Annotated in this window: 20 protein-coding genes and 2 pseudogenes; 9 read left to right on the forward strand and 13 right to left on the reverse strand. The window is 57.9% G+C overall.

All coding sequences use genetic code 11. From position 1 onward, the window contains the following. Positions 1 to 134: 134 nt before the first annotated feature. The 9 genes and pseudogenes from ACROUL_RS09165 to ACROUL_RS09205 all read right to left on the reverse strand — a co-directional run. Positions 135 to 446 (reverse strand): DUF6804 family protein, encoded by a 312-nt coding sequence (locus ACROUL_RS09165; protein ID WP_431299193.1) that lies wholly within the window; start codon positions 444 to 446, stop codon positions 135 to 137. A gap of 157 nt (positions 447 to 603) precedes the next feature. Continuing rightward, the gene (locus ACROUL_RS09170) at positions 604 to 1878 is read right to left on the reverse strand and encodes a DUF6538 domain-containing protein (protein WP_431299194.1); all 1275 of its coding nucleotides are present in this window, start codon (positions 1876 to 1878) and stop codon (positions 604 to 606) included. A gap of 550 nt (positions 1879 to 2428) precedes the next feature. Next, entirely contained in the window at positions 2429 to 3262 is an 834-nt protein-coding gene (locus tag ACROUL_RS09175) for a glycosyltransferase family 2 protein (protein WP_431299195.1), read from the reverse strand. Continuing rightward, positions 3259 to 3888, reverse strand: a complete 630-nt coding sequence (locus ACROUL_RS09180) for a hypothetical protein (RefSeq protein WP_431299196.1) — start codon at positions 3886 to 3888, stop codon at positions 3259 to 3261. The genes ACROUL_RS09175 and ACROUL_RS09180 overlap by 4 nt, the downstream gene beginning before the upstream one ends. After that, a complete protein-coding gene (locus ACROUL_RS09185) occupies positions 3876 to 4982 on the reverse strand; it encodes a DegT/DnrJ/EryC1/StrS family aminotransferase (RefSeq protein WP_431299197.1) in 1107 nt (368 codons plus the stop codon). The genes ACROUL_RS09180 and ACROUL_RS09185 overlap by 13 nt, the downstream gene beginning before the upstream one ends. Beyond that, complete coding sequence (locus tag ACROUL_RS09190) at positions 4979 to 5410, reverse strand: sugar 3,4-ketoisomerase (RefSeq protein WP_431301272.1); 432 nt, start codon at positions 5408 to 5410, stop codon at positions 4979 to 4981. The genes ACROUL_RS09185 and ACROUL_RS09190 overlap by 4 nt, the downstream gene beginning before the upstream one ends. Positions 5411 to 5529: 119 nt before the next feature. Then, positions 5530 to 6718, reverse strand: a pseudogene (locus ACROUL_RS09195) (IS3 family transposase). Positions 6719 to 6745: 27 nt separating this feature from the next. Then, a complete protein-coding gene (locus ACROUL_RS09200) occupies positions 6746 to 6925 on the reverse strand; it encodes a hypothetical protein (protein WP_431301350.1) in 180 nt (59 codons plus the stop codon). Next, positions 6858 to 7221, reverse strand: a pseudogene (locus tag ACROUL_RS09205) (IS21 family transposase); the annotation flags it as partial. The pseudogene ACROUL_RS09205 and the gene ACROUL_RS09200, both read right to left, overlap by 68 nt. Before the next feature lie 541 nt (positions 7222 to 7762). On the opposite strand from ACROUL_RS09205, the gene ACROUL_RS09210 reads away from it, so the two are divergent. Together ACROUL_RS09210 and asnB are read left to right on the forward strand one after the other, a co-directional pair. Continuing rightward, the gene (locus ACROUL_RS09210) at positions 7763 to 9001 is read left to right on the forward strand and encodes a glycosyltransferase family 4 protein (RefSeq protein WP_431299198.1); all 1239 of its coding nucleotides are present in this window, start codon (positions 7763 to 7765) and stop codon (positions 8999 to 9001) included. Positions 9002 to 9108: 107 nt separating this feature from the next. Next, positions 9109 to 10989, forward strand: a complete 1881-nt coding sequence (asnB, locus tag ACROUL_RS09215) for an asparagine synthase (glutamine-hydrolyzing) (RefSeq protein WP_431299199.1) — start codon at positions 9109 to 9111, stop codon at positions 10987 to 10989. A 3-nt stretch (positions 10990 to 10992) separates the two neighbouring features. Here the strand turns inward: asnB and ACROUL_RS09220 are convergent, their stop codons facing one another. The 3 genes from ACROUL_RS09220 to ACROUL_RS09230 all read right to left on the reverse strand — a co-directional run bounded on the left by ACROUL_RS09220 (position 10993) and on the right by ACROUL_RS09230 (position 12805). After that, positions 10993 to 11367, reverse strand: coding sequence for a hypothetical protein (locus ACROUL_RS09220; protein WP_431299200.1), 375 nt, complete (start codon positions 11365 to 11367; stop codon positions 10993 to 10995). Between the two features lie 112 nt (positions 11368 to 11479). Next, complete coding sequence (locus ACROUL_RS09225; protein ID WP_431299201.1) at positions 11480 to 12502, reverse strand: glycosyltransferase; 1023 nt, start codon at positions 12500 to 12502, stop codon at positions 11480 to 11482. Between the two features lie 15 nt (positions 12503 to 12517). Further along, a complete protein-coding gene (locus ACROUL_RS09230; protein ID WP_431299202.1) occupies positions 12518 to 12805 on the reverse strand; it encodes a DegT/DnrJ/EryC1/StrS family aminotransferase in 288 nt (95 codons plus the stop codon). 1223 nt (positions 12806 to 14028) lie between these two features. Between ACROUL_RS09230 and ACROUL_RS09235 the strand changes: the two genes are divergently transcribed. From ACROUL_RS09235 to ACROUL_RS09260, 6 genes are all read left to right on the forward strand, one after another. Further along, positions 14029 to 14376, forward strand: coding sequence for an alpha/beta-hydrolase family protein (locus tag ACROUL_RS09235; protein ID WP_431301273.1), 348 nt, complete (start codon positions 14029 to 14031; stop codon positions 14374 to 14376). Between the two features lie 415 nt (positions 14377 to 14791). Continuing rightward, positions 14792 to 16759, forward strand: coding sequence for a polysaccharide biosynthesis protein (locus ACROUL_RS09240; protein WP_431299203.1), 1968 nt, complete (start codon positions 14792 to 14794; stop codon positions 16757 to 16759). Continuing rightward, positions 16756 to 17940: a DegT/DnrJ/EryC1/StrS family aminotransferase gene (locus ACROUL_RS09245; RefSeq protein WP_431299204.1), complete on the forward strand. Its 1185-nt coding sequence runs from the start codon at positions 16756 to 16758 to the stop codon at positions 17938 to 17940. The genes ACROUL_RS09240 and ACROUL_RS09245 overlap by 4 nt, the downstream gene beginning before the upstream one ends. 10 nt (positions 17941 to 17950) lie before the next feature. After that, a complete protein-coding gene (locus ACROUL_RS09250; protein WP_431299205.1) occupies positions 17951 to 18598 on the forward strand; it encodes a sugar transferase in 648 nt (215 codons plus the stop codon). 88 nt (positions 18599 to 18686) lie between these two features. Then, positions 18687 to 19880, forward strand: a complete 1194-nt coding sequence (locus tag ACROUL_RS09255; protein WP_431301274.1) for an O-antigen ligase family protein — start codon at positions 18687 to 18689, stop codon at positions 19878 to 19880. A gap of 371 nt (positions 19881 to 20251) precedes the next feature. Beyond that, positions 20252 to 21253 carry a right-handed parallel beta-helix repeat-containing protein gene (locus tag ACROUL_RS09260; RefSeq protein ID WP_431299206.1) on the forward strand — a complete coding sequence of 334 codons (1002 nt, stop codon included), beginning with the start codon at positions 20252 to 20254 and terminating at the stop codon, positions 21251 to 21253. Positions 21254 to 21256: 3 nt separating this feature from the next. Here the strand turns inward: ACROUL_RS09260 and ACROUL_RS09265 are convergent, their stop codons facing one another. Then, on the reverse strand, positions 21257 to 22546 hold the full coding sequence (locus tag ACROUL_RS09265; RefSeq protein WP_431299207.1) for a hypothetical protein: 1290 nt from the start codon (positions 22544 to 22546) through the stop codon (positions 21257 to 21259). Between ACROUL_RS09265 and ACROUL_RS09270 the strand changes: the two genes are divergently transcribed. Further along, the gene (locus ACROUL_RS09270; protein WP_431299208.1) at positions 22524 to 23672 is read left to right on the forward strand and encodes a glycosyltransferase; all 1149 of its coding nucleotides are present in this window, start codon (positions 22524 to 22526) and stop codon (positions 23670 to 23672) included. The two genes, ACROUL_RS09265 and ACROUL_RS09270, sit on opposite strands and share 23 nt — an antisense overlap. Positions 23673 to 23691 lie beyond the last annotated feature (19 nt).

Here is a 23691-nt window from a genome sequence, read left to right on the forward strand (position 1 = left end):
CTGATGAGTCGGCGGGATGGATCACCTCCACCATTACTCAACTGCCAATGTACGAAGGGTATCAACCAAAGGCCGTCAACGCCGCGTGCCGACTGCCAATGTTCGAAACAAACGCAGGTTTTCGCTCTGCGGGGCTAGGCGGCAGACTTTTTCGACCTCAAGAAATGGTTAAGAATGATCGCCGCAAAAAGAACATCGCAGCCCATCCAGATCACTCGCGGCAATTCAACCGGAATGAAAGGGTTCATGAGGAGTGCTATCGAGCCAAAAACAACAACAGTCAGACTGGCCGTCTTGGTGGCTTCGTATGTTTTCCATGCCAGGACCGCTGCGCAGCCAAAAACGATGACCCTCAGAAGTTGGTAGTATCCGTAGGGCAGCGGCAGCAGCGCAATAAGCAGCATTGCGGCAGGCAATAGCCAGATTGCCGGATGAAGTTGTTTCATTCTATTCCTTTGCATGGGCTCTGAACGATCTGTCTTGTAGAGCTGCGTTCGCCTTCTCAACGGACAGCATCGAGGTGGTGTTTACAAGCTGAACGCTCGATTCCCCTCTTGGCCCCAGATCGTAGCCTTTTGATGGCGATCCGATGCGTCCAACACGTCAAATTGCCAGAGCGGAAAGTGTATCGTGCAGTTGCGTGAGGTCGGCCCCAGCGCCATAGCGTTCCCGTTGCAGGGAGTGGCCCATGAGGTCGCGCCTGATGCGTTCATCGACGCCTGCACGGAGCATTCTGTCCTCGAACGCATGGCGCAGCCCGTAGAGCGTGTGGTTCTCGGTTTCCAGAAGGCCGTTTTCGCGCAGGTATTTGTTGATCGTGTCACTCAGGCTTGGATTGTCGGCATAGCGGGGGAACCCATCGGGGAATGCCCGGAAGGCTTCAAGGCTGACGCCCAGCAGGGGAATGACACGCCGGGATGCGCTGGTTTTCAGGGTGCGCCCGTTCGGCTCTATGCTGATATGCGGGATATTTGCATCAAGCCGTATTTGGCTGCGGGTCAGTCCAGCCCCTTCGCTTGGCCGGTAGCCGGTGTTGACCATGCCGAGAAGGATCGCGCGGGCTTCGCCGTTCATCCCGTTCAGGGCGCCGGGGGCCAAGAGCTTGTCGCTGATCCATGCCACGCTGAACGCGCGCCTGATGGCCGCCTCTTCCTTGGGCAGGGCGAGGCCCTTGGTTGTCCAGAGGATCTTGTCCAGCGCCCCAGCGTCGATGGCGACCGCGCGCAGGGTGGACGTGACGTGGATGAAATCCTTGTTCGCGCTGTTGCTGGTCAGACCCTCGGCCATCAGCTTGTCCTTCCACCAACGCTTGAAGGCTTGCAGATCTGCGGTGGTGACGTCGAGGTATGGCTTGTCTCCGATCACAGCCGCGAAGTTGCGCAGCGCCTTGAGACGCGGGTTTCTTGCGCGCCTGATCTGGTCCTCGGACTTGCCCTTGAATCGGATAGCCTCGACCTTCCAGTATTCATCGAGAGCATCCATGACGGACAGGGCAGGGATGGGAACACCACCGAGCAGCGCCTCGGCCTCGGACAGGTCAATCTGGCCCTTGCGGTTGATGACCGCCTCGATGCGCTGCATCAACTCTTCGATCGGCAGCTTGGCGACCGCCTCTGCCGGGTAGTAGGTTCGGCCCCGGCGCTGTGCGAGGCGCTTCGCGGCCGCCAGGCGTTCGGCTCCGTCGCTGGTGGCGCCATCGAGCTTGGCTTCCCATGCGTCGATCATGTTGTCCCAGACCACGTTGGCCTTGGCCCTCGCGTCTGTCTCGCTGTCCGTGTGCAGGCTTATGCTGATGTGGACGCGCGGCTCCACCTCCTTGAACCGGAGGGGAACGCGGCGGCGCATATGGAAGGCAGATCCACGGCGAAGCAGCTTCATGGTCTGGGATATTGGCAGAACGCTACACCAGAGGCAACCGAAGATGGGATGCAGAATGTGTCGCAAAATGTGCCGCAATATTTCTCTTGGCGTGTAGCGATTTCCGCTCTATTGTTCGGAAGGTGAAATTTTATGAAGGGAAAACAAGTGGTTCCGAATATCTCGGGTTTTCAACCCGTGCCGCGCATGGCGGACACCTCCTCCGCCAATACCGTGCGCTCTCCCTTCACGGCTTCCAGCGCCACCCGCACCTTGAATGCCGCGTCGTGGTTCCTGCGTTTCGACATGTTCCGATGTCCTCGTGCTTGGAGACCAGCAGACGTCGGATCGTAGCTTCCGTCACTGTCCGATTTCCGGGGGTAGCTCACAGTGAAGCGAGGGAAAGCCAATCAAATTTTCTAAGGACTTGATGTGGAGAAGGTTCGAAGACAGCCGATCGCTGCGCCGGAGGCGGCGCTGGGGACGCTTAGAGAAATGACGTTCGGTGAGCAGAATGCGTACAGGTTGGCGTGCGAAGAGCGGCTCTAATGATCTTCTACCGGCCGTCAGCTCAGCGCCGCCGCAGCCAGCGCCACAGCCGGCTTGCCCGGCTCTTGCGCCACCAGAGCGGGCCTTCGTAGTTGCCGGGCAGAGCCGGATCGAAGGCAGGATCGCCAAGGTCGATCAAGCGCTCCTCGAACGAGTCCCAGACGGTCAGCATCTCGGCATCCGCCACGGTGTAGTGTGCGCCGAAGCCCTTGGCTGCGTCGCCCGGACCGAGGCCCTTGCTCTGGGCGCGCTGGCGGTCAAGCATGCGCTGCTTTCCCATCAGCTTGTAGTGCCACAGCATCAGTTCGTTCCGACGCGGATAAACAAGTCTGCCCTTTGGCCGTGAGGCGTGTCGTCCCGGCTGAAATCCGGTGTCCGTGATCGCGGCGGGATCGAAGATCGCCAGCTTGTTCATCCGGTGATACGGTGCGCCCTGCGTGCGTGTCCGCACAAGGGTTTCATCAGCGGCGGGAAAGTCCTCGCTCACCATCTGATAGCCAAGTGCGGGGATCAGCGTAACGCCCTCGCCCCGATACCGATCAAGATACGGGCCAAGGCCGCCCCGCACCGTTAGATGCTCGTCCAGCGCGGTGATGATGACCCAGTCCGCCGTTCCCCTGCTCTCCCGCCACGCCTCATTCTGGAAGTGCTGCTGCGACAGCACGAAACTGTCGGCAATCACCCGCTGGAAGCGACGTACCTCGACCTTCGGATGCGCCATCAGGATATCAAGCGAGCCGTCGGTCGAGCCGTCGTCGGCTACGACGTAGCGGTCCACCACCGGATCAAAATGCCGAAAGAAGAAAGGGAGTATGTCCGCCTCGTTCCAACACAGGGTGTAGAGGTGAATGGTCATTCGCCGCCCCGCCTCACGATGCGGGCGGGGTTCCCGGCGACCGTTGCCCCGGCGGGCACATCGCGCCCGACGACCGCGCCGGCGGCGACCAGCGCGCCCGCTCCGATCTTGACCTCCGGCAGGATGACCGCGCCCACTCCGATCACGACATCATCGCCCAGTGTGATCATCCCGGCCAGCACCGCCGCCGGCCCAATCGACACATAGTTACCGCAGGTCAGGTGGTGCCCGAGGACGGCGCCCCGGTTCACGACGACAAAATCGCCAAACCGCGTCCCGGCGCCAATGATCACGCCAGCGTTGACGTAAAGCCCCTCGCCATGCGGCAGGTCGCGCGGGCGGATCACTGTGGGATCAATCAGCGACAGGGGCGTCGCAAAGCCTTGCGACCGCGCCTCGGTCACCGCCGCGCGACGGTTCGCGGGAGTGAAAAGCGGCACAATGAAGGGCAGGTCGCGAAGTGCGGCACCGGTCCCCGCCAGCGGGACCGACAGAGCCGGGTCGGACAGGTGGCACGGACCCGTACGGTTACGAATGCCCGCGACCACCTCGATCCCGGCGCGCGACAGACTTTCCTCGAACTCCACAACGATGCTCGACCCCGTGGCGTAGATCACCGCGCGCATTCTGCCGCCCCCCTACGAACCGCGTCGATGATGGCCTGCGTGGCGGGGCCTGCGACCTCGGGCTGGATCGGCAGGCTTAGAACCTCGGCCGCCAGCCGTTCGGTGATGGGAAGCGGCGGTTGGGCGTCGCGATAAAACGCGGGTTGCCAGTGCAGGGGTGGGGTGTAGTGGACGGCCGTGCCGATGCCATCGCGGGAAAGGCTGGCGGCCAGCAGATCGCGCGCAGGGTGAGCTATCACGAACTGATGCCAGACCGCGCCATCATCCCATCGGGGCAGGGTGACCGCCCCCCCGATCCCCAAATGAAGCGCCGCCGCTATGGCGCGGCGTTCGGCAATCGCTTCGTCCAGATGCGGCAGCAGGGCAGCAAGGATTGCCGCCTGCACTGTATCTAGCCGCGAGTTTCCGGCGACCACGTCACTGATCCGCCGAGCGTCGGACCAGCCATAGTTCGTCTGCGAGCGGACCCGTTTGGCAAGGGCTGCATCCTGCGTCACAACTGCCCCCCCATCCCCTACGGCGCCAAGGTTCTTGGTGGGGTAGAACGAGAATGCCGCTGCGTGCCCCCAGCCTCCGGCCCTGCGCCCTGCCATTTCTGCCCCATGCGCCTGAGCACAATCTTCAAGAAGGAATAGGCCTTGCTGCGCCGCCAACGCGGTCAGCGCTGGCATATCGGCCATCTGCCCGTAGAGATGCACCGGGACCAAGGCAGCCGTGCGGGGGGTGATCGCGGCGGCAGCGGCAGCGGGGTCCATCGTGCGAGTTGCTGAATCAACCTCTACGAAGATGGGCACGGCCCCGACAAGGCGGATCGCCTGCGCGGTTCCGTGTGCGGTCAGCGCGACCGTTATGACCTCATCCCCCGGGCCAATTCCAGCGGCTCGCAAGGCCAAGACCAGCGCATCCGTCCCGTTCCCGCAGCCAATGGCGTGGCCCACGCCGCAAAAGGCAGCAAAGGCCGCCTCGAAGGCCGCGACCTCTGCGCCTCCGATCGCTGTACCGCCGTCCAGCACGCGCGCGATAGCCGCATCGACCGCTGCGCGATAGCGGTAGATCCTCAGCATCGGCGCAGCTTGGGGAACCATCTCCATCATCTCGTCGTCTCTTGCGCTGCAAAGAGAGCGGGTTGTGGTTCGGGATAGTAGTTTGTCTGGGCGTAAGGCACCGCGGCCAGACCTATCAACAGCGTTCCCGGGGCGAAATCGCGCATGTGGTTCAGGACCCCCGCCCCGATCAGCAGGGCGATACCTGGGTGGTCCAAAACGACAGTCGCCTTCTGCACGCCGGCGTCAAGATCGAAGGTTACGCTTCCGCTTGCAGCAATCAACACCTGAGGGGTCGAGTTGGAATGGCCACCCCGGCGCACGCCGAAGGGGTCTTCCGGCGCTTTGATCAAGAACATGCGAGAAGCGTCGAACCCAACAAGATTTCGGAGGTCGAGAGGGTAAAGCCTGCCACGCGCATCGTCATGGCAGGTCAGTTCAATTAGCCTGCATCCGGGCAGATCAGCTTCAAAACCCATCAGCACACACTCCCGATTTCCAACACGCTGGGTCGCACGATCTTCGAAATCTGGCAATGCTCTACAGGCAACGGAAGATAATCATGATCTGGCCTGCTGCCGGTTTTGTTGACGGGCAGTTAAGCTAACCCGGCCCTCTTTTCGAACTCGACCGGGCTGAGGTAGCCGATGGTCGAGTGCCTGCGAACCGTGTTGTAGAACCTTTCGATGTAGTCGAACACATCTGCCCTGGCGGCATCGCGCGTCCGGTAGATCTTCTTGCCGATCCTTTCCGTCTTGAGCGACGAGAAGAAGCTCTCCATGACCGCATTGTCCCAGACATTGCCGGACCGGCTCATCGAGCATTGCACGCCGTTGTCGGCCATGAGTTTCTGGAACTGCTCGCTGGTGTATTGGCTGCCCTGATCGGAATGATGCAGGAGCGCGTCCGGCTTGCCGCGCCGCCAGATGGCCATGACGAGGGCGTCGGTGACGAGTTTAGCGGTCATCTCTGCCTTCATCGACCAGCCGACCACGCGCCGAGAGAACAGGTCGATGACCGTCGCAACGTAGAGCCAGCCCTCGGCGGTCCAGACATAGGTGAAGTCCGCGATCCACTTCTGGTTCGGGCGATCAGCATGGAACGCACGATCCAGAACGTTCGAGGCAGCCACTGTCAGGCGCTGCCCCTCGTCCTTCGGCAATCCGCGCCGACGCGGCCGTGCCCTGAGCGCTTGGGCCTGCATCAGGCGTTCGATGCGATGCAAGCCGCAGTCGACGCCCTCGGCCAGAACATCGCGCCAGACACGCCGGGCTCCATAAGTGCGGGCGCTGGCGATGAAGCTCGCCCGCACCTTCGCGCCGGTCTCTTCGTCTTCCCGGCTGCGCCTCGACGGAGCGCGGCCAAGCCAGGCATGGAAACCTGACCGTGACACATCCAGCGCGTCACACAGCCAACTCACCGGCCAGATGTGGCGGTGCTTCGCGACGAAAGCAAACCTCATGTCACTTCCCTCGCGAAGTAGGCGTCGCCAGTGGTTTCTCGAACCAATGGCGCAACCACTGGCAACCCTTTTTTAGGATGTCGCGCTCTGCCTTGAGTTTGGCGACCTCTCTGCGCAGCCGATCAATCTCCAGCCGCTCAGGCTTCATCTGCCCGTGACCCGGAAACGCCTGCGAGGGATCCGTCTCCAGCTCCCGCACCCACTTCCGCAGAACATTCGCATGAACCCCCAGATCGCGTGACGCCTGAGCCGACGTCACCCCTCGATCCCTCACCAACTTCACCGCCTCAAGCTTGAACTCGCGGCTGAACTTCCGTCTCTCCATGGAAAACTCCGATCCCGTTGAAACACCCTATCTCGGTGTCCACAAAACCGGCAGCAGGCCAGCAATCTCCGACTGCAACAGGTCACCGACGATGCGGGGCGACTCATGCTGGCGCTTGATGCCTGCGGCCATAACTTCGTCATAGGGGCTGCGCATCCCGTAAAGCTTGAGGCTGCCCATCAGGTCTAGGATTTGGATGCGTTCCATGTCGGCTGGTCCTCCTGATGCTGTCGTAGCGGGCGCAATTGGCCAGGTGTTTGTCGGTCAGGCGCAGCGCTGTGGTGGTGAGTAGAAGTGGCGTCGGGGTTGGATCGCGTCGTCGAGCAAGGATGTTGATGACGACCGGCGCGGAATGGACACCCTGATCCACGGCTTCGCGGCAGGCGGATTCGACGGCTTGCAGTCGGTCTTGCGTCGGATCGTGGCCATTGCGGGTGGGAGAACCCAGTCGTTAAACGGGCTCCGTTGCGCAGCGCGCCGGGTTTGCGTGCCAGAACAGGCACATCGACCGTCTGGCCTCCCGACAGGCCAAAAACATCTTGCTCACAGCATCGCGCTATAAAAGTTATGGGAAATTGGGATTAAGTGATTTGTGGAGCGGTCTGCGCCAATCCTTCAGTTAACTCGTCAGATAACCCGCATCGGTATCGAGCACTGTTGTCGCGGAGTCGTCACGAATTTGTCAGCTCCGAACTCTTTTAGGCATTGCAATTATCACGCTTTCAATCGCGTCTGGTCATACTTGCTCTGACCATCGCATCTTTAAATTTCGACTGCATAAAACCACCTCATTATCCAGTATGGTTCCTTCGCTGTGCTCGTGGATGTTCTGATTGTGACTGGAACTTTCGGTTCGTCCCGTACCCTGTTACTGCTTAGGTGGCGATCTCAACTAAAAGGCTTTTTACGCCAAAAAAAGATTGACATTTTGGCCTGCTTTGATTATCGCGTGTCGGATGTCACGCAGTAATTGTATACTCAACGATTGACCTGTACAAGCGCGGCGGAGCCTTTCGAAAGCCTGTACTCCCAAGGAACAAATTAATGAGCGAGCAGCCCTTAAAAAAATTGTTATACGTTGTTTCGCGCTTTCCTTCGTTGACAACCACTTTTACGGCCTATGAAATGTCGACCATTCAAGAGGCTGGCGTTGACGTTCACGTCGCGACGGTCTGGTCCTCCGAAGAGGGCGAGCCACAGACAGTGGAAAAACAGTTTGTTGACAAGATCTGCGATCTGCGCCTGGGCAACCCGGCACTCTGGCTGCGCTCTGTTCAGCAGATCTTGATCAAACCGCAGATCCTTATCCTTATCTTTCAGCTTCTCGTCGGGCATTTGATTTCTGTCTACGCCATGCTCAAGCTGCTGGTGAGCTTGCCCAAAGGTCTTTACTTGGGTTATTGGGTCAAAAAGCATGGCTTCCAGCATATTCACGCTCACTTTCTGTCGTCTCCTGCGACAGTTGCTCTGATCGCCTCGCGGATCAGCGGTGTTCCCTACACCGTCACGATCCATGCCTTCGACATTTTTGCGACGACGCCCTATGAGCGAAATGCGTCCATTCCTTTGAAATGCGATAAAGCCGCCGCCTGCATTGTGATTTCAAAATTCAATCTCGAATATATGCGTAGGACATGGCCCGATATAAGAGGTCGATTCGAACTCATTTATAATGGGATTGATGTTGACTTGTTCACCAATAAAACAGAACGCGTCACTGATCCAAATGTGTTCCACATCCTCTCGAATGGGCGATTGGTCTACACCAAGGGCCACACCTTCCTGCTCGAGGCGGTTGCGAAACTGCGCAAGAAAAATCGAAATGTAAAGTTGCAAATCATAGGGGGGGGGCCTCTTGAGAGCGAACTTCATGAGCTCGCAGATCGGTTGGAGATCAAGGAGCATGTAACCTTCACAGGCAAGATGCTTCAGGAAGAGATTATTCAGCGTTACCGAGCGAGTGATTTGTTTGTTCTGGCCTGTGCGATTTCGCCTGATGGAGATATGGACGGATTGCCCGTTGTTCTGGTCGAGGCGCTGGCCATGGAGATCCCAACTGTCTCCACACAAGTATCGGGTGTGCCTGAGATCGTTCAGGACAAAGTGACAGGTCTGTGCGTTCCGCCTCACGATAGTCAGGCGCTGGCTGATGCGATTGCCTACATGATGGATCATCCCGGCGAAGCCAGCAAGATGGCCAGAGCAGGTCGTCAGGTTGTAGCGAAGCAGTTCAATCGCCATGAGAGCGCACGCATGCTGCTGCAATTGTGGCAGACACTCTAGTTTTTCTGGGCAATATGGCATGGGTTTGCCCGCCGACGCCCGCTCACTCTGTACGAACATGATCACCGAGTATAAATTATCCATATCCTGCGTTAGAAAGGTCACTTATGTGCGGAATCACCGGTATCTATTCAACACGGGGGGCAGTCTCGCCCGGTCTGATCTCGGCCATGACCGATGCAATAATTCATCGTGGCCCTGATGATGGTGGGTTCTTCTGTGACGGTCCGATCGCCATTGGCAATCGCCGTCTCGCGATCATTGATCTGTCACCGGGGGGGCATCAGCCGATGGCCTTTACCGAAGGCGACATGTGGATGGTCTATAACGGCGAAGTCTATAACTTCATCGAACTCCGCGCTGAACTTAGAGCCAAGGGTTATCAATTCAATACGCAGTCCGATACGGAAGTTGTCCTCAAAGCCTTCCATGCGTGGGGCACAGATGCCTTCACCCGCCTGCGCGGGATGTATGCCGTCGCGATTTGGGACAAAAGGACTCAAACTCTGACGCTGGCCCGCGATCCATTCGGGATCAAGCCGCTCTATATTGCCCAGTGTGGCGATGATATTGTCTTCGGCTCAGAACTCAAATCGCTGCGTCTTCATCCTGAGTTTCCCAAAGAACTCAATGCCAGCGCGCTCTCTTTCTATCTTTCTCACATGTATGTACCGGAACCGCACTCGATTTATGCCAAGGTCGAACGTCTCCCCCAAGGTCATTGGATGAAGCTTGGCCCGAATGGACGTACAACTGGAAAATTCTACAATCCTGAGCCGCCCGCTGCGGCCAGCAAGCGTAGCTATGGCGAAACGGTCGAAGAATTGGTCCATGTAATGGAAGAATCCGTCAAAGCCCATCTTGTGGCCGATGTTCCGGTGGGTGTGTTTCTGAGCGGTGGCGTCGATTCCAGCATCGTTGTGGCGATGATGCGTCGTGCTGGCGTAGACAATATCAAGACCTTCACAATCGGATTTGAAGGCGCTTTTGCGTCTTATGATGAACGCCAGTACGCCAATATAATCGCCAAGCATTTCCAGACTGATCACCAGGAAATCGTCGTTCAACCCAGTATCGTCAGTTTGCTGGAAGATCGTCTAATCCAGAAATTCGATGAGCCCTTCGCAAATCCAGCGGCCTTGATCGCAGATGTGCTTTCGGAATTTACACGCAGTAAAGTTACTGTAGCTCTGAGTGGCGTGGGGGCTGATGAGTTCTTTGCAGGGTACCCGCGTTATCAGGGTATGCTGATCATGGATCAATTCAGGCGCGTGCCTGGCTGGATGATAGAAGCCGCGCAAAAAGCTCTCTCCGCAATGCCCAAAAGCCCAGACCGCCGCAACTGGATTGAGCGTGCGCGGCGTCTCTTTAATGCCACCAATGTCCCTGCCTCCAGCCGATATGAAGCGCTGACACGATTTACAGGCGATCTACAAGTCAACTCTTTGATGAACCCTGACATCGCGCAGAGGGTTGACGGCACTTCCGTGCTGCCTGGGATAACGACCTCTGATGGCCATCTACTAGAACAGCTTTTGCAGCTTGATCGCGAGACATATTTGCCCGGGGATCTGCTGACCTATACAGATCGTGCCAGCATGACACACTCGCTAGAAGTTCGGACACCCTTTTGCGATATCGTGGTTGATAAATTTGCTCGCACTGTGCCTGCAAACTATAAAATTCGCCGCAACGAACTGAAATTCATTCTCAAGGATGGATTCAAAACTATCGTGCCGCCGGAGGTCATGTTTCGCCCCAAGAAGGGTTTCAGCGTGCCGATCGGGGAGTGGTTGCTGGGTCCGTTGAAGCCCATGCTGCATGATCTGCTTTCCATAGAGAACCTGAACAAGCAGTATTATATCGAGCCGAAACGCGCCAGAGAGATCCTGACAGCCTTTGAAGCAGGCGAGCATCAATACGCATTTTTGCTCTGGGCGATCCTCATTTTCCTCCTTTGGGACTCACGAATAAATAGTATCTCGTAATACTTAGCTGCGGGCGAGGCACCGATAGCGGGTGTTCACATGGCCGAACTGTCGCCTGACCGCCTGAAACGTGTGCTCAACGCGTGCCCGAACCATGGGAATAATGCGGTTGGACAGTGCGTTGAGTGGATGCAGGTTGCCGCACTTCAGTGCCTTGCGTATGACGCCCAAGCCCTTGCCCACCCCTTGGAGCGCTTCTTCACGTTCGGTGCTAGGCGCCTCCCCGCCGTTGGCGTCGACGCCGATGTGCGCTTTTATGTCGAAGAACCAGTCGTTGCCCAGCGCAGGGTGATGGCTTTGTCGGCCAAGATACGCATTGGCGTCAGCGAAGATCGCTTGCGTCAGCCCGTGCCGTTTCCGCGGCGTCTGCTTCTTCATCGCGTCTCAATGATTGGGAATGGCGGGCGGTATCGGCATTGGCAGGGTTCCTTGCGGTGATGCCAAAGCCAACCGGAACAAGCAGGAACATGGAAGTTTTTTTGAAAGTTGCTTAGGCAGGCTTCTTTGCTTGGTTCCATCGATTGGCAAACCGGACGAGTCCTACGGCAAAGCCCGACCCATAGCTGAAATGCAGAATAGCGAACACCAGTGGAAGAATGAAGATATAGGAGGGTTGGCTGCGCAAGGCGGTAATCGCTGACGCGGCCAGATTGGCTACGATGTACACCCCAGCAAGCCCTGCAAACAGAAACCAAGTCGATGGAAACAGGATCGCGAGAATCGCTGTGACAAGCAATCCCGCAACCAGCAGCACCGGTGCAAATTGGCGCGGCTGCATCTGACGCGTATGCTTCTGCATGACACGGACTTTATAGACGCCGTATTGATAATACTGCCGCCAGAGCGCTCTTGGTGAGCTGCGGGGATAGTATTCTGACTTGATGCGCGGGCTAAGCAGGATTTTTCCCTTATTAGCACGCAGACGATAGTTGAACTCGTCATCCTGATTGCGCACGAACTCTTCGTCAAAGCCGCCGATCTCATTGAAGACTTTGCTGCGCCACGCCCCCATATACACCGTATCAACCCATTCTTCGTCTTCCGAATAGTGGAAGCGCGCTCCCCCCACGCCGAACGGTGTACTGGTAGCCAGCGCCACAGCCTTTCCAAATGTGGTGTGGCTGATGGCGTTCATGCGTCCGCCCGCGTTATCTGCCCCGGTTCTTTCCAGAGCAGACACGCATTCGCTCACATAATCGGGAGCGATGATCGTGTGTCCATCGACGCGGACGACAATCTCGCCATTTCGCTGTTTCAAAGCCAGATTGAAGCCCGTCGGCACGATACGTCCCGGGTTGTCAATGATTTTGAGTGACACATCGGAATGCCTGGTCGCCAGGTCCTGAATCACGGCACGAGTGGAGTCGGTAGACATCCCATCTGAGATCAGGACTTCCATCCGTGAGTGAGGATAGTCTTGGGTCAGAATGGCTCCCAGGCTGCGTGCAATGAAATCCCCCTCATTGCGGATTGGCATAATGATGGTCACAAAGGGAGAGGTATTCGTACCCAACGATTTGGCTCCTCGCTATGCTGCAATAAAGGCTAGGATCGGGCTGTTGCTGCTGACAATATCGCCGACAGCCGCAATCAATTCATTCACAATATTTTCTGTCATCATGTTATTCATTGGCAATGAAATCATGCGTAGATACGAATGCCAGGCCACTGGGATTGATGCAGGCGCCCAATCATATCTGTCTCTGTAGGGGGGAAGCTGATAAAGCGGAATGAAATGATCGCTCGCGCCGATGGCGCAATTTGCAAGTTTTTCGATGAATTCCCCACGATCATTACTCAGTTGTTCCAGATCCAAACGCAGTACCTACAGTTACAACGCATGCTGCGCGTTGTGCCGGGCAATCGGCACCTTTAATTCCGGGACTGCAGAGAAGGCGTTAGCGTAGATAACTTAAATGTTGTAGCGACGAAGTTCAAGATTTTCAAGGCGCTTCGGCTGTACGGAGCCAATTGCGGCGCGGATATCGGTCATGTTGTATTGAAGCCAGCATCGATGATTTCCTGGAAGCACCTGCCTGCTGAAGCTTTTTTTGTTCCTGCGGGGAGCGGTCAAGTGTCGGGCTGCGGGCGAGGCGCAGGGGGACCGCTGGCCCTGAGAAGGCCGCGACCCAGCGCCCGGTCGGACGCGCGAGCACTGATGTCCTGACAGTTCGTGGTGTCCCGGCACTGGCCCTGTTTGATCATCATCACTCGCTTCTGTTCTTACATTCGGAGTGGCAGCCGATGGCTGCCGCTGATGGGGCCGAACTGTCGTATTACCACTGGCAACTGTGATTAACCGGGTCGGTTTGCGACCCAGAAGTGGCCGCGCGCAGGCAACCGTTTGGTGTCGGTGCTTTCGGCTCATCGGGCCATGGAGGTGTCGCCGCCAGCAAGCAAGCGTCGCTGGTAACCGTTTCCCATCTTCGAGATCAGATCAGGCAGTCCTTGCCCACGTATGAGGGTTGCTGTGGTTCAATGTATGGGAACGCTGCAAACTGCCGTCTGGACCTGAAGACAGGCGGCTGGATCGCTGGCGGCGAGCGCTGTGGCGGTGATGATGCGTGCGCCGAGAATCTTCTCAAGCCGTCGGCTCGCAGGGTTAATTGTCCCGGGTTGCCACCAACGCCGACAATGTTCGTAAAGTGAAAGTGATTGTGGTTGTAGTGGGGCTACTCATGCTGTTGATGTTGTTTTATGAAAATTACTTATGACGCCAGCGAAGGACGCTGATGCGTTCGAACACTTCGGCCAGAGGGGACGGGTCCATCAACGCGCGGGAAAGGCAGTTGATCTGCGAACCTTCATGACGGCGACCTACCGCCACCACACTCGCACCTTCGCTCGCCAGACTCCTTTTGGGCAGCCGTAAGCCTGCTGGAGATGGGCCGCGCAGACTTCACTGACCCATTGCGATCAAAAGGCGGGGAAACTGCCATCGGTGCCATGGATCGCACCGGTACGGTTCGACGATTTTCGCGACAGTAGGAACGGCATCTTTGCGACTTGGTCGGCTGCGGTTGACCCGCGCTTTGGCAGCTGCGACGGTTCGATCAGGTTCCTGATCTTCTCGAGCCTTTCGACGATGCACTTCGGGTCGGCCCACCGCTCCCCAGCCAGACATGGGATACTGTCGTGGCCGCTCGGAGGATCAATTCGCTCGTTTGGCGGCCCCGATCCAGCGACGGTCGAATGTTCCGATTTGTCACGCCCGACGGCGATTTTTCACAATTTCTTGCAACATGGGAGTCAGCAAGGCTTGTCTACGGCAGTGACCCTCCGATCCGATCGTCTTTCAAGCCTGCCGAGCAAACCCCGCATCGCGGATGCTCCACTGGCGGCAGCGTGGCTTGGCCATGTCTACGCCGGAACAGATTATGTCGGTAGCTGGATGAGGTTCAAGTACCGAACAACTGAGGACGCAACGAACGTGCGTGGGGTCGATCTCAAAGGCGGTGTTTTGGGATGCATCGGCATCACGTCAACGGAGCGTAAAGCAACGCACTGGCTCGTCCCCTGTGTGGAACGCTGGCGTCTGGTACTTCGCCGACGTAAGCGGGCGACGGTGCGGTTCGGCCGGGCGCTACCGCAACTTATGTGCGCCTCATCCGGCAGCGTAGAGTGTCAATCCCCAAGACCTGACCGGCACATCCCCCCCCATCGACACAATCGCCAACTATGCACCAGACTGTTTCGACAGCGCGGCTGGAGGCGGCAGAAACCATTTGACACGAACCCACCAGAGCTTACCCTAGTTTCATTGCAAGGCGAATCATAGCTGGTAGTTCCCTAAAGGTGTAGAATGTTTCTGCGTTGGTTTGTACAACTATGCCGTGAATTCAAGGCGATGGGTCTGAAAAGGACCGGTGGATTTCTTGCAACAGTATTAGCGATCGACGCAATCATAGCTTTTTGCGTCACTGTAATATTTCTAAGCCTTATTGATAACTCCTATTTGGGTGACACGAATAAGTTTATTGCCGGATTGGTTTTTGCCGGCTTTTCCGTTGTATTGCTGCTTTATTTTCAGACGCAGAAATTCATCTGGCGATTTGTGTCCTTGCACGAGATCGCTCCTTTCACCTCGGCTGCGGCTCTGGCGGTCGGGTCGGGTTGCCTTTTTCTTTCGGCGACTGGACAAATTCCTGAAAGTGTGATGGCGTCGGGTTCCGGCGCGGTCGAATTCGTACTTCACGGGGTTTTCCATACATTTTTGCTATCCGCATCGTGGTTGAGCGCAAGGGTGGCTTGGCGCTCTTTGCAGGATCTTGTGGACAACGAGCGCGAACGAACTGCGCAATTCAGACCAGTCCTCCTTGTTTCGGCAGGTGTCGAATGCGTCCATCTTTTGCGGGGACTTGAGGGATCAAGCAACCCCATTCACCCCGTTGGCATCCTTGATTTCAGCCCGCATCAGACCGGACGCGAGATCCGGGGGGTGCCAATTCTTGGCAGCCCTGCTGAGTTGGGCAAGATTGTCGCTGCGTTGACCGCGAGAGGAATGCGGCCGGAAGAGGTGGTTCTGACCTCGCCGCTGACTGAAGAGCAGACGCTGGAAGTGATCGAGCGGTCTGTTGCGCTGAAACTGAAGGTGTCAAAGCTGCCGTCGCCGGGCGAGGCGAGGGAATTGATTGGACGTGGACTTTCGCCGGCCGAGCCGATCACGTTGCGGTCGATCGTTGGCCGCGAACAGTATGAATTTGACCGCACGCCGATCTCCACTCTGGTGGCTGGCAAGAGAATTCTGGTCACTGGGGCAGGGGGAAGCATCGGCAGCCAGTTGGTCGAGTTGATCGCGAGCTTCGGTCCCGCACAGATCTGTCTGGTCGACAATGGCGAGTTCAACTTGTGGAAGGTGGAGCAGCGCCTGAAGTCGACGTTTGCCGACCTGAAGGTGCTCCCCCGGCTGACCGATGTGCGCGACGCCAATCGGCTGCGTCAGGTCTTTGCGGAGGCGCGACCACACCTTGTGTTTCATTCGGCCGCGCTGAAGCATGTACCGATGGTGGAAACCAACCAAGCTGAAGGGGTTCTGACGAACATCCTTGGCACGAAGAATGTCGCGGATGCCGCTTTGGAGGCGGGCGTTCTTGCTATGGTTCAAGTCTCAACCGACAAGGCCGTCATGCCGACGAGCGTGATGGGGGTGACGAAACGGGTTGCGGAAATCTATTGTCAGGCGCTGGATGTGGGGCAGTCCGGGCCGCGGTTCATGACCGTGCGCTTCGGCAATGTCCTTGGATCGTCGGGTTCTGTGGTGCCGATCTTCGAAAAGCAGATCCAGGACGGCGGGCCGGTGACGGTCACGCATCCGCTGATGGAACGCTATTTCATGACAATCGCGGAGGCTTGCGAGCTTATCCTGCATTCTGCGGCGCATGGTGCAAGTGACAGCAATGCACGCGGCGTCATCAACGTGCTGGACATGGGCAATCCGGTGAGGATTGTTGATGTGGCGCGACGGATGATCCTGCTGCATGGGTTGATGCCCGACGAGGACATCAAGATTCAGTTCACCGGCATCCGTCCCGGCGAGAAACTGGCAGAAGATTTGTTCAACGACACCGAGACTCGTCTGGAAAGTTCGGTTGTTGGAGTTCATACAGCTTTGTCAGAGAGCGTGCCGCTGGCAACGATCAAGGCGGCAATCGCGACGCTGGTCGAGCTCGCCGCATCGGGCAATAACGGGGAAATCATGAAGACTTTGGCGGCCTTGGTGCCGGGTTATAAGGCGCCACCGCTTTCGGGCAACAGTTCGGAGGCAGCATGAACGCGCAGGGTGCCGACCTGAAGCCGGTCTTCTTGCCTTTTGCACTGCCCGATATCGGCGAGGCGGAGATCGCGGAAGTTGTCGAGTGCCTGCGGTCGGGCTGGATCACGACCGGTCCCAAGACAGCGCGCTTCGAGAAGGAGTTTGCCCAGTATATCGGTGGCGGCGTCGAGGCGATCGCCGTGAATTCGGCGACGGCGGGGCTGCACCTGGCGGTTGAGGCCTTGGGCATTGGCCCGGGCGACGAGGTGATCGTCCCGGTGCATACTTTTACGGCAACCGCCGAAATCGTTCGCTACATGGGTGCGGATCCGGTCTTTGTCGATGTGGAGCCGGGCACCCTGAACATGGACCCGACAAAGATCGAGGCGGCTTTGACGCCGCGCACCAAAGCAATCATTCCGGTGCATTATGCCGGCTTGGCCTGCAACATGGCGCCGATCATCGAGATTGCCCGCCGTAATGGCCTTAAGATCGTTGAGGACGCGGCACACGCGCTGCCGACGACCTTTGGCGGCGCCAACATCGGTACGCTCGACACTGATGCCACGGTGTTCAGCTTTTATGCAACGAAGACCCTTGCGACGGGCGAGGGCGGGATGCTTGTGACCCGAAACCCCGCGATTGCAAAGCGAGCCAAGATCATGCGTCTTCACGGCATTAGCCGGGACGTGTTTGACCGATATCGGGCCGGTGGGGCCTGGTACTATGAGGTGGTTGCACCCGGCTACAAGTACAACATGACCGATGTTGCAGCCGCACTGGGTATACATCAGCTGAGCCGGCTGGCCGAGATGCATTCGAAGCGCGAAGCTATCGCCGATATCTACCGGGCGGCCTTTGGCGACCTGCCGTTGGTCCAGCCCAGCACCGCGCCTTCCGGCGACGTGCATGCGTGGCATCTGTTCCCGGTAAGGGTCACAGCCGCCGCCGGCATTTCGCGCAACGAGCTGGTCGAGCGTTTGGGGGCGAAGGGCATCGGTGTCAGCGTACATTACGTTCCGCTACACATGCATCCTTACTGGCGCGACAGGTACCACCTGAAGGCGGAAGATTTTCCTGCCAGCACGGCGGCATATGAAAGCATGGTCAGCCTTCCGATCTACAGCAAGATGTCGCGCGACGACGTGGACCGAGTTGTGTCGGCGGTTCGCGATGCGCTTGGAGAGAAGCGGGCATAAGATGGATGGCATGCGTCCCGGTCAGCGGGCGGTGGACATAGTTGCATCTTCGGCTGGGCTGGTCGTGTTGTCCCCTCTGATTCTGATTGGCATTTTGGGAGTGAAGCTTACCAGTCCCGGCCCGGTGTTTTACCGGGCTGCGCGGGCAGGACGCGGTGGGCAGACGTTCTTCATGCTGAAACTGCGCACGATGCGCCATACGGCGTCGGATGGTCCGAAGATCACCGCACCGCAGGACCGGCGTGTGACACCTTTCGGGCAGTTCCTGCGCACGTCCAAGATCGACGAAATGCCGCAGCTTTTCAACGTTTTGAAGGGCGATATGTCGATCGTCGGCCCCAGACCGGAAGACCCCGACATTGTGCGTGACCTTTATGGCGCCGCGGAGTTTGAAACGCTTCGCGCGCGTCCGGGGCTCACCAGCCCCGGCACGATCTGGTACTACGAAAACGGCGAGGCCCAGCTTGACCCCACCGATGTGATGCGAAATTACGCGACCGTCATGCGCCACAAGCTTGGCATCGATTCGGAATATTTGCGGACAGCGACGGTGGCTTCGGATTTCATGGTCATGCTGGCCACCGCAGGGGTCATCCTGAAAAAGGTCTTTTCCAGACCGCGACCGACCGGCGACGCAAGCCACAGCGGCCGATCATGAACCGACGTAGGAGAGTACTTCCCTGAGCGGTTTCATGTACGCAGAAAGTCCGTCAGCAGCCCGTGACAGGGATGCGTTGTCGAGCGTGATGATTGGCTTCGCGTTCCTGGTGTTCGTGACCAATCTTGACCTTTTCCTGTCGGTTCGCGGCTTTCTTCCCATCAATACACTGATCCTGTTTGTGGCCTTCAGCGCGGTATACCTTGCTATGGTCCTGTCCGCAGGTGGACGGCAGAGTGTCGATCTGTTTCTATTCGGCCTGAAGTTGAACCGGCTGCCATTCGGCCTTTTCGCGCTTTGGATCATCGCACATGTGATTGCGTCGGGCAGGACCGTGCTGGCCGGAAACGACATTGATTTCACGCAGATTTTCCCGATCTTTCAGTTCGTCGTTCTGGCCTTTGGACTGCTGGTTGCGGTGGCCGACCCGGATGGCAAGCGGATAGCCGTGGCTGCCCGGTGGGCGATTGTGGTGTTGGGCGGATCGGTGGTTTTCGAGACGATCGTTCCCGGCGCACTTGGGGCTGATACTGCCCGTACCGGCGGGTTTGCCCTGAATGCGAACATTCCCGGTTTCATCATTCCCGCGTTGCTGGCCGTGTCTTTGGATTTTCGGCGGGTGCGGATGATCGACCTGATGGTGATGCTGGTTTCGCTTGTTTCTGTCACCTGCACGTTGTCTCGGATGGGAATTTCCTTTCTGGCAATGGTGATCGCGGTCTATGTCTTCTTTCATGTCTTCCTCGGAGCGCCGGAAAAGAGGCTGCGCAAGCTGGCTTTCATAGCGCTTTTAGTTGTAGGCCTGACCATGCTGGCGGTGGGCAGCCTCGCGTTTCTTGCGAGTTCAGCGAGCGGCAACAGCGAGTTTCAGGCGCGGATTGCAGTCCTGCTGTATGGCGGGGATGAGGTTTTCAACGACCCATACCGCGGACCGTTGCTTGACTATTTCGTGCAACTTGCCAGTCGGCATCCATGGGCTGGCTATGGCGCCGGTGAAACATTGATGAATGCCGCCGCAAGCGCACCGCTGCACCTTGGGCCGCACAACGTTTATGTCAGGACATGGGTGGATACCGGGATCGTCGGCATGGCGCTGTATCTGTCTTTTGTGGCTTCGATCATCGGTCTTGGCATCCTGCGAAAATCCGTATCGGCGGTGACGGTCGGCGCGCTTGTGGCGCTTAACGGCTTGTTTTCGCACAATGTGACGGACAATAAAGCAGTGCTGATCCTTGTGGGTGTGACGCTTGGACTGTCTGCCATGCGAGAGCGTGAGCAGTAGAAACGGCGTCTGGGTCGAGTGCATCTGCCTTGGCGAACGGCCCGATGTGCAAGTCTGATGACGGCAGTATGTCGCCCCAAGAGCGTGCAGCGCTGGGTATAATCTGGTGCCGCTGAGCTTTGTTCTGACGGTCGCCGGTTCCGTTGCACTTTCATTTGTCTGGTCGCCTAATCTCGTTTTGGGGGTGGCGGCGATTATGGCGCACCTGCTGGTCGTAACGAGAGTTGCGGCTAGGGCCGTGGCCGCTCGGCGTGTTGATATGCAGTCCGGGGTGACGGTACTTCACGCCTTGTTGGCTGGACATTTTGCATATGGGGTGGGATATCTCGTAGTGATTTTGTATCAGTTCAGCCCTTGGAAACCTCGACCGAATGTTCGCAGCACGCACTGACACCTATACCCTTGGGGCTATCTGCAAAAACTGGCTTGCAGTGGTTTGTATCGCGGCCACGATCGGTGCCGTATTTGTTCCGGGCTTGGCAGAAGCTGACACCGGGCGAACGTTCCATGTGTCGCCGACCAACGGAAATGACAAGAATCCGGGAACCCGTGACAAGCCGCTGGGGTCGATCGCGGCAGCCGTCGGTATGGTGGAGCCCGGGGACACCATTCTATTGTCGGCAGGGGTCTACAAGATCAAGAGCCGGAACTCCTATGGTGTTCGGATCACACGCGATGGAACGAAGTCTGCCCCGATCACGATGCGGGCTGAGGGTGGCGAGGCCTTGATCGACTGCAGTGCGCTGACCAAGACAAGAACCGTCTACTGTCTGCAACTTGAGGCCGACTGGTGGCGCATTTCCAATGTCGCGGTCACAGGAAGCAAACAGAACAGGAAAGGGGCGTGGGCTGTTGGCATCAACGTGCTGAACGCAAGCAACAATATCCTGCAGTCTGTGCGCGCCTTCAAGAATGCGGGACCAGGAATTGCAGTGATGGGGAAGTCTGGCAACAATTTGTTGCAAGATTGCGAATCCTTTTCAAATTACGATCCGCTAGCTGTAATTCCAGGTGGCAATGCTGATGGGGTTCAGATTGCCACGATCCATAAAAACATGGTCGGCAATGTTGTCTCCAGATGCAACGCTCACAACAATTCCGATGACGGCTTCGATCTTTGGAAGACCGAAGCGCCGGTCACCATTGAGTATTCGACCGCGCGGCGCAATGGTTTCATTCCCGGAACATCCGACAAAGCGGGGGATGGCGTCGGCTTCAAACTCGGAAAGAACACCTCGGGTCCGAAGCACCGCATCCTCTATAACCGCGCCCTGAACAATCGCGCCGCTGGGTTTGATCGGAACGGCGCCGCCAGAGCGCCGATCTATGTGGAAAACGTAGCTCAGGGAAACGGCGGCGGCGCCTACAAATAGAGGCTAGGCCCAATCTCGTTTAGATCGCGTTCCGGTTTTCACTGTCGCCGCCAGTAGCATCGCAAGCAGGAAGAACGAAATAAATCCCATTGCCGCAATGACGACGGGCGGGACGTTGCTTGGCGTGGCTGAAGCGACCGCGGGGGCAACCATGCGCGCGTCGTCGGACACGAAGTTGGCCAGTTCGCGCACTTCGAGCAGGCGCTGCAGCATTTCGCGATGCACGTTTGCCGTGACCTCGGCTTCGCGGACGAGAGTGGACAAGTTCGCCGGCTGTGCCGCTTGCTCGGTGAATTTGCCCGCGTCATTCAGCGCGTTCAGATCGGACAAGGCTGCCGTCAACGAGGTCACGGTGTCGTCAATCGGTGTTTCGGCAGCGTCGAGTTCGATGTTCGCGAGGAGGTCGTCCAGGGTGGCCAATCCCTGCTCGAGGTTGGTGATCGCCTGGCTCAACGTCTGCTTGTCCTCAGCGGTGACGGCGCTTTGCGCCTGACGAGCCTCGGACACCTTGAGGTCAGCCGCATCTGCCGATTTCGCAAGCAACGCCACCCGGCTTTCGATTTCGTCGCCGACCTTCTGCATTTCGGCTGCCTTGATGTCACGCTGTCCTTGCAGGAACTGCATCACCACCTCATTGGCGACAAAAGCCGCGAGGTCGGGATTCTCTGCCGTGAAAGAGACCTCGATGATGTCGGCTGAATTCACCCGACGGACGCTAAGGTGGCTGGCGATGTATTCTCGCAGTTCAGTCGGGGAGGCGGGGAGCGCTGCTGCCGGGCCGGCCTTGGTGGGATCATCAATCAGAACTTGCGCCACCCGGTCCAATGTATCGGGAGAGCGCAGGAGTTGGACTTGCGTGTCGACGACGACCTTTTCCCTGCTCAGATCAAGGGATGCCGGTTCGTAATTCAGCACGGACAGCGAGTAGGGGCTGACCAAAAGGGACGCGGTGGAAGTGAAGGTGTCGCTGCTGGAAAGACCGGTTCCAAAACCGATTCCCGCACCCAACAGGCCAAACGCAAGAATTGCCGGGATCCGACTGCGGATAAGCGAAAGCGGTGTCATTTGAGCCTCGACTTGTTCCAAGCGCAGATCCTCTTCCACTGTCAAACGCATGCGCGATGTCGTTTGAGCCTCGACTTGTTCCAAGGCAGATCCTCTTCCACTGTCAAACGCATGCTTGGCATGATATGCAAAGCCTTGCGATTGAACAACTAACCATAAGGCTTTGCCGACGCCAGATGGTTCACCGATGTGTGTGTGAAACTTTATGAAAAAGCGTTCGAAAAACATCGGTTCCAGTCCAGGTGGCTTTCAGCACGTTGGCCTTTTCCTGCCCAACTTTGATGGTGGAGGCGCCGAGCGGGCTTTTGTCAATCTGGCGCGCGGGATTGCGGAATTAGGCCACCGGGTTGATCTTGTCGTCGGCAACGCAACGGGACCGCTTCGATCCGAAGTGTCACCCTTGGTGCGGGTGGTTGATCTGGGCGCATCCAGACTGGCATTGGCGCTTCCCGGATTGGTCCGCTATCTGCGATCGGAACGGCCAGAATTGGTGTATTCCGCGCTGGAAGAGGCCGGCATATTGGCATTGCTCGCGCGGCGGCTTTCGGGAGTGGGGGCAAAGATGATCCCCAGCATCCGCAACACGCTGTCGGATGAAGCGCGGGTGTCGTCGCCTAAACGCAAGTTTCTTCTTCTACTGGCGCGCTGGCTTTATCCCTCCGCGGATGCGGTCATTGCGGTTTCGAAGGGAGTGGCCAAGGACGCGGCCGGTGTATTGCATCTGCCGTTGGCCTCGATCCACGTCATTCGCAACCCGACGCTGACACCAGACTTGCGCGAAGCTGCGATGCAGCCGGTGGACCATGCCTGGTTTACCCCGAAATCCGTGCCCGTCATTCTTGGCTGCGGCCGTCTTGCGCCACAGAAGGACTTCGCGACATTGATCGAGGCATTCGCGCTGGTGAGGGCGGAAAGACCATGCAGACTTATGATCCTTGGGGAGGGGCCATTGCGGCAGGAACTTACCCGTCTGGCCGGGGAACGGGGCGTTGCCGAGGATGTGGCGATGCCGGGATTTGACTCTAATCCATACCGGTACATGGGAAGATGCGACGTGTTTGTGCTGTCATCGTTGTTCGAAGGGTCACCCAATGTCGTCGTTCAAGCGCTTGCTTGCGGCGCGCCGGTCGTTTCGACCGATTGCCCAAGCGGCCCGGACGAGATTCTGGAGGGAGTCACGCGGGGAAAGCTGGTTCCGGTCGGAAATGCCGAACGCATGGCAGCCGCGATCAACCACTTTCTGGATGGCGGGGCTGACGGGCCGGTAATCGTCGATCTTGCCGGCTTCGATTATATCGAGGCTGCGCGCAATTACCTCGGCGTGCTGAAACAGGAAACCGCGAGGGGCAAATAGGCCCTGTGTCAGGATTGAT

The organism is Tabrizicola sp. BL-A-41-H6 (assembly GCF_050632395.1).
GTDB lineage: Bacteria > Pseudomonadota > Alphaproteobacteria > Rhodobacterales > Rhodobacteraceae > JAUYQR01.

What these genes read in the sequence shown, in the direction of transcription:
- ACROUL_RS09250 (WP_431299205.1), top strand. Translation starts at nt 17,951, where the DNA reads ATGCGTCCCGGTCAGCGGGCGGTGGACATAGTTGCATCTTCGGCTGGG.
- ACROUL_RS09200 (WP_431301350.1), bottom strand. Translation starts at nt 6,925, where the DNA reads ATGGAACGCATCCAAATCCTAGACCTGATGGGCAGCCTCAAGCTTTAC.
- ACROUL_RS09265 (WP_431299207.1), bottom strand. Translation starts at nt 22,546, where the DNA reads ATGTTTTTCGAACGCTTTTTCATAAAGTTTCACACACACATCGGTGAA.
- ACROUL_RS09245 (WP_431299204.1), top strand. Translation starts at nt 16,756, where the DNA reads ATGAACGCGCAGGGTGCCGACCTGAAGCCGGTCTTCTTGCCTTTTGCA.
- ACROUL_RS09165 (WP_431299193.1), bottom strand. Translation starts at nt 446, where the DNA reads ATGAAACAACTTCATCCGGCAATCTGGCTATTGCCTGCCGCAATGCTG.
- ACROUL_RS09170 (WP_431299194.1), bottom strand. Translation starts at nt 1,878, where the DNA reads ATGAAGCTGCTTCGCCGTGGATCTGCCTTCCATATGCGCCGCCGCGTT.
- ACROUL_RS09190 (WP_431301272.1), bottom strand. Translation starts at nt 5,410, where the DNA reads ATGGGTTTTGAAGCTGATCTGCCCGGATGCAGGCTAATTGAACTGACC.
- ACROUL_RS09270 (WP_431299208.1), top strand. Translation starts at nt 22,524, where the DNA reads ATGAAAAAGCGTTCGAAAAACATCGGTTCCAGTCCAGGTGGCTTTCAG.
- ACROUL_RS09255 (WP_431301274.1), top strand. Translation starts at nt 18,687, where the DNA reads ATGATTGGCTTCGCGTTCCTGGTGTTCGTGACCAATCTTGACCTTTTC.
- ACROUL_RS09220 (WP_431299200.1), bottom strand. Translation starts at nt 11,367, where the DNA reads ATGAAGAAGCAGACGCCGCGGAAACGGCACGGGCTGACGCAAGCGATC.
- ACROUL_RS09185 (WP_431299197.1), bottom strand. Translation starts at nt 4,982, where the DNA reads ATGATGGAGATGGTTCCCCAAGCTGCGCCGATGCTGAGGATCTACCGC.
- ACROUL_RS09210 (WP_431299198.1), top strand. Translation starts at nt 7,763, where the DNA reads ATGAGCGAGCAGCCCTTAAAAAAATTGTTATACGTTGTTTCGCGCTTT.
- ACROUL_RS09240 (WP_431299203.1), top strand. Translation starts at nt 14,792, where the DNA reads ATGTTTCTGCGTTGGTTTGTACAACTATGCCGTGAATTCAAGGCGATG.
- ACROUL_RS09260 (WP_431299206.1), top strand. Translation starts at nt 20,252, where the DNA reads ATGTTCGCAGCACGCACTGACACCTATACCCTTGGGGCTATCTGCAAA.
- ACROUL_RS09175 (WP_431299195.1), bottom strand. Translation starts at nt 3,262, where the DNA reads ATGACCATTCACCTCTACACCCTGTGTTGGAACGAGGCGGACATACTC.
- asnB (WP_431299199.1), top strand. Translation starts at nt 9,109, where the DNA reads ATGTGCGGAATCACCGGTATCTATTCAACACGGGGGGCAGTCTCGCCC.
- ACROUL_RS09180 (WP_431299196.1), bottom strand. Translation starts at nt 3,888, where the DNA reads ATGCGCGCGGTGATCTACGCCACGGGGTCGAGCATCGTTGTGGAGTTC.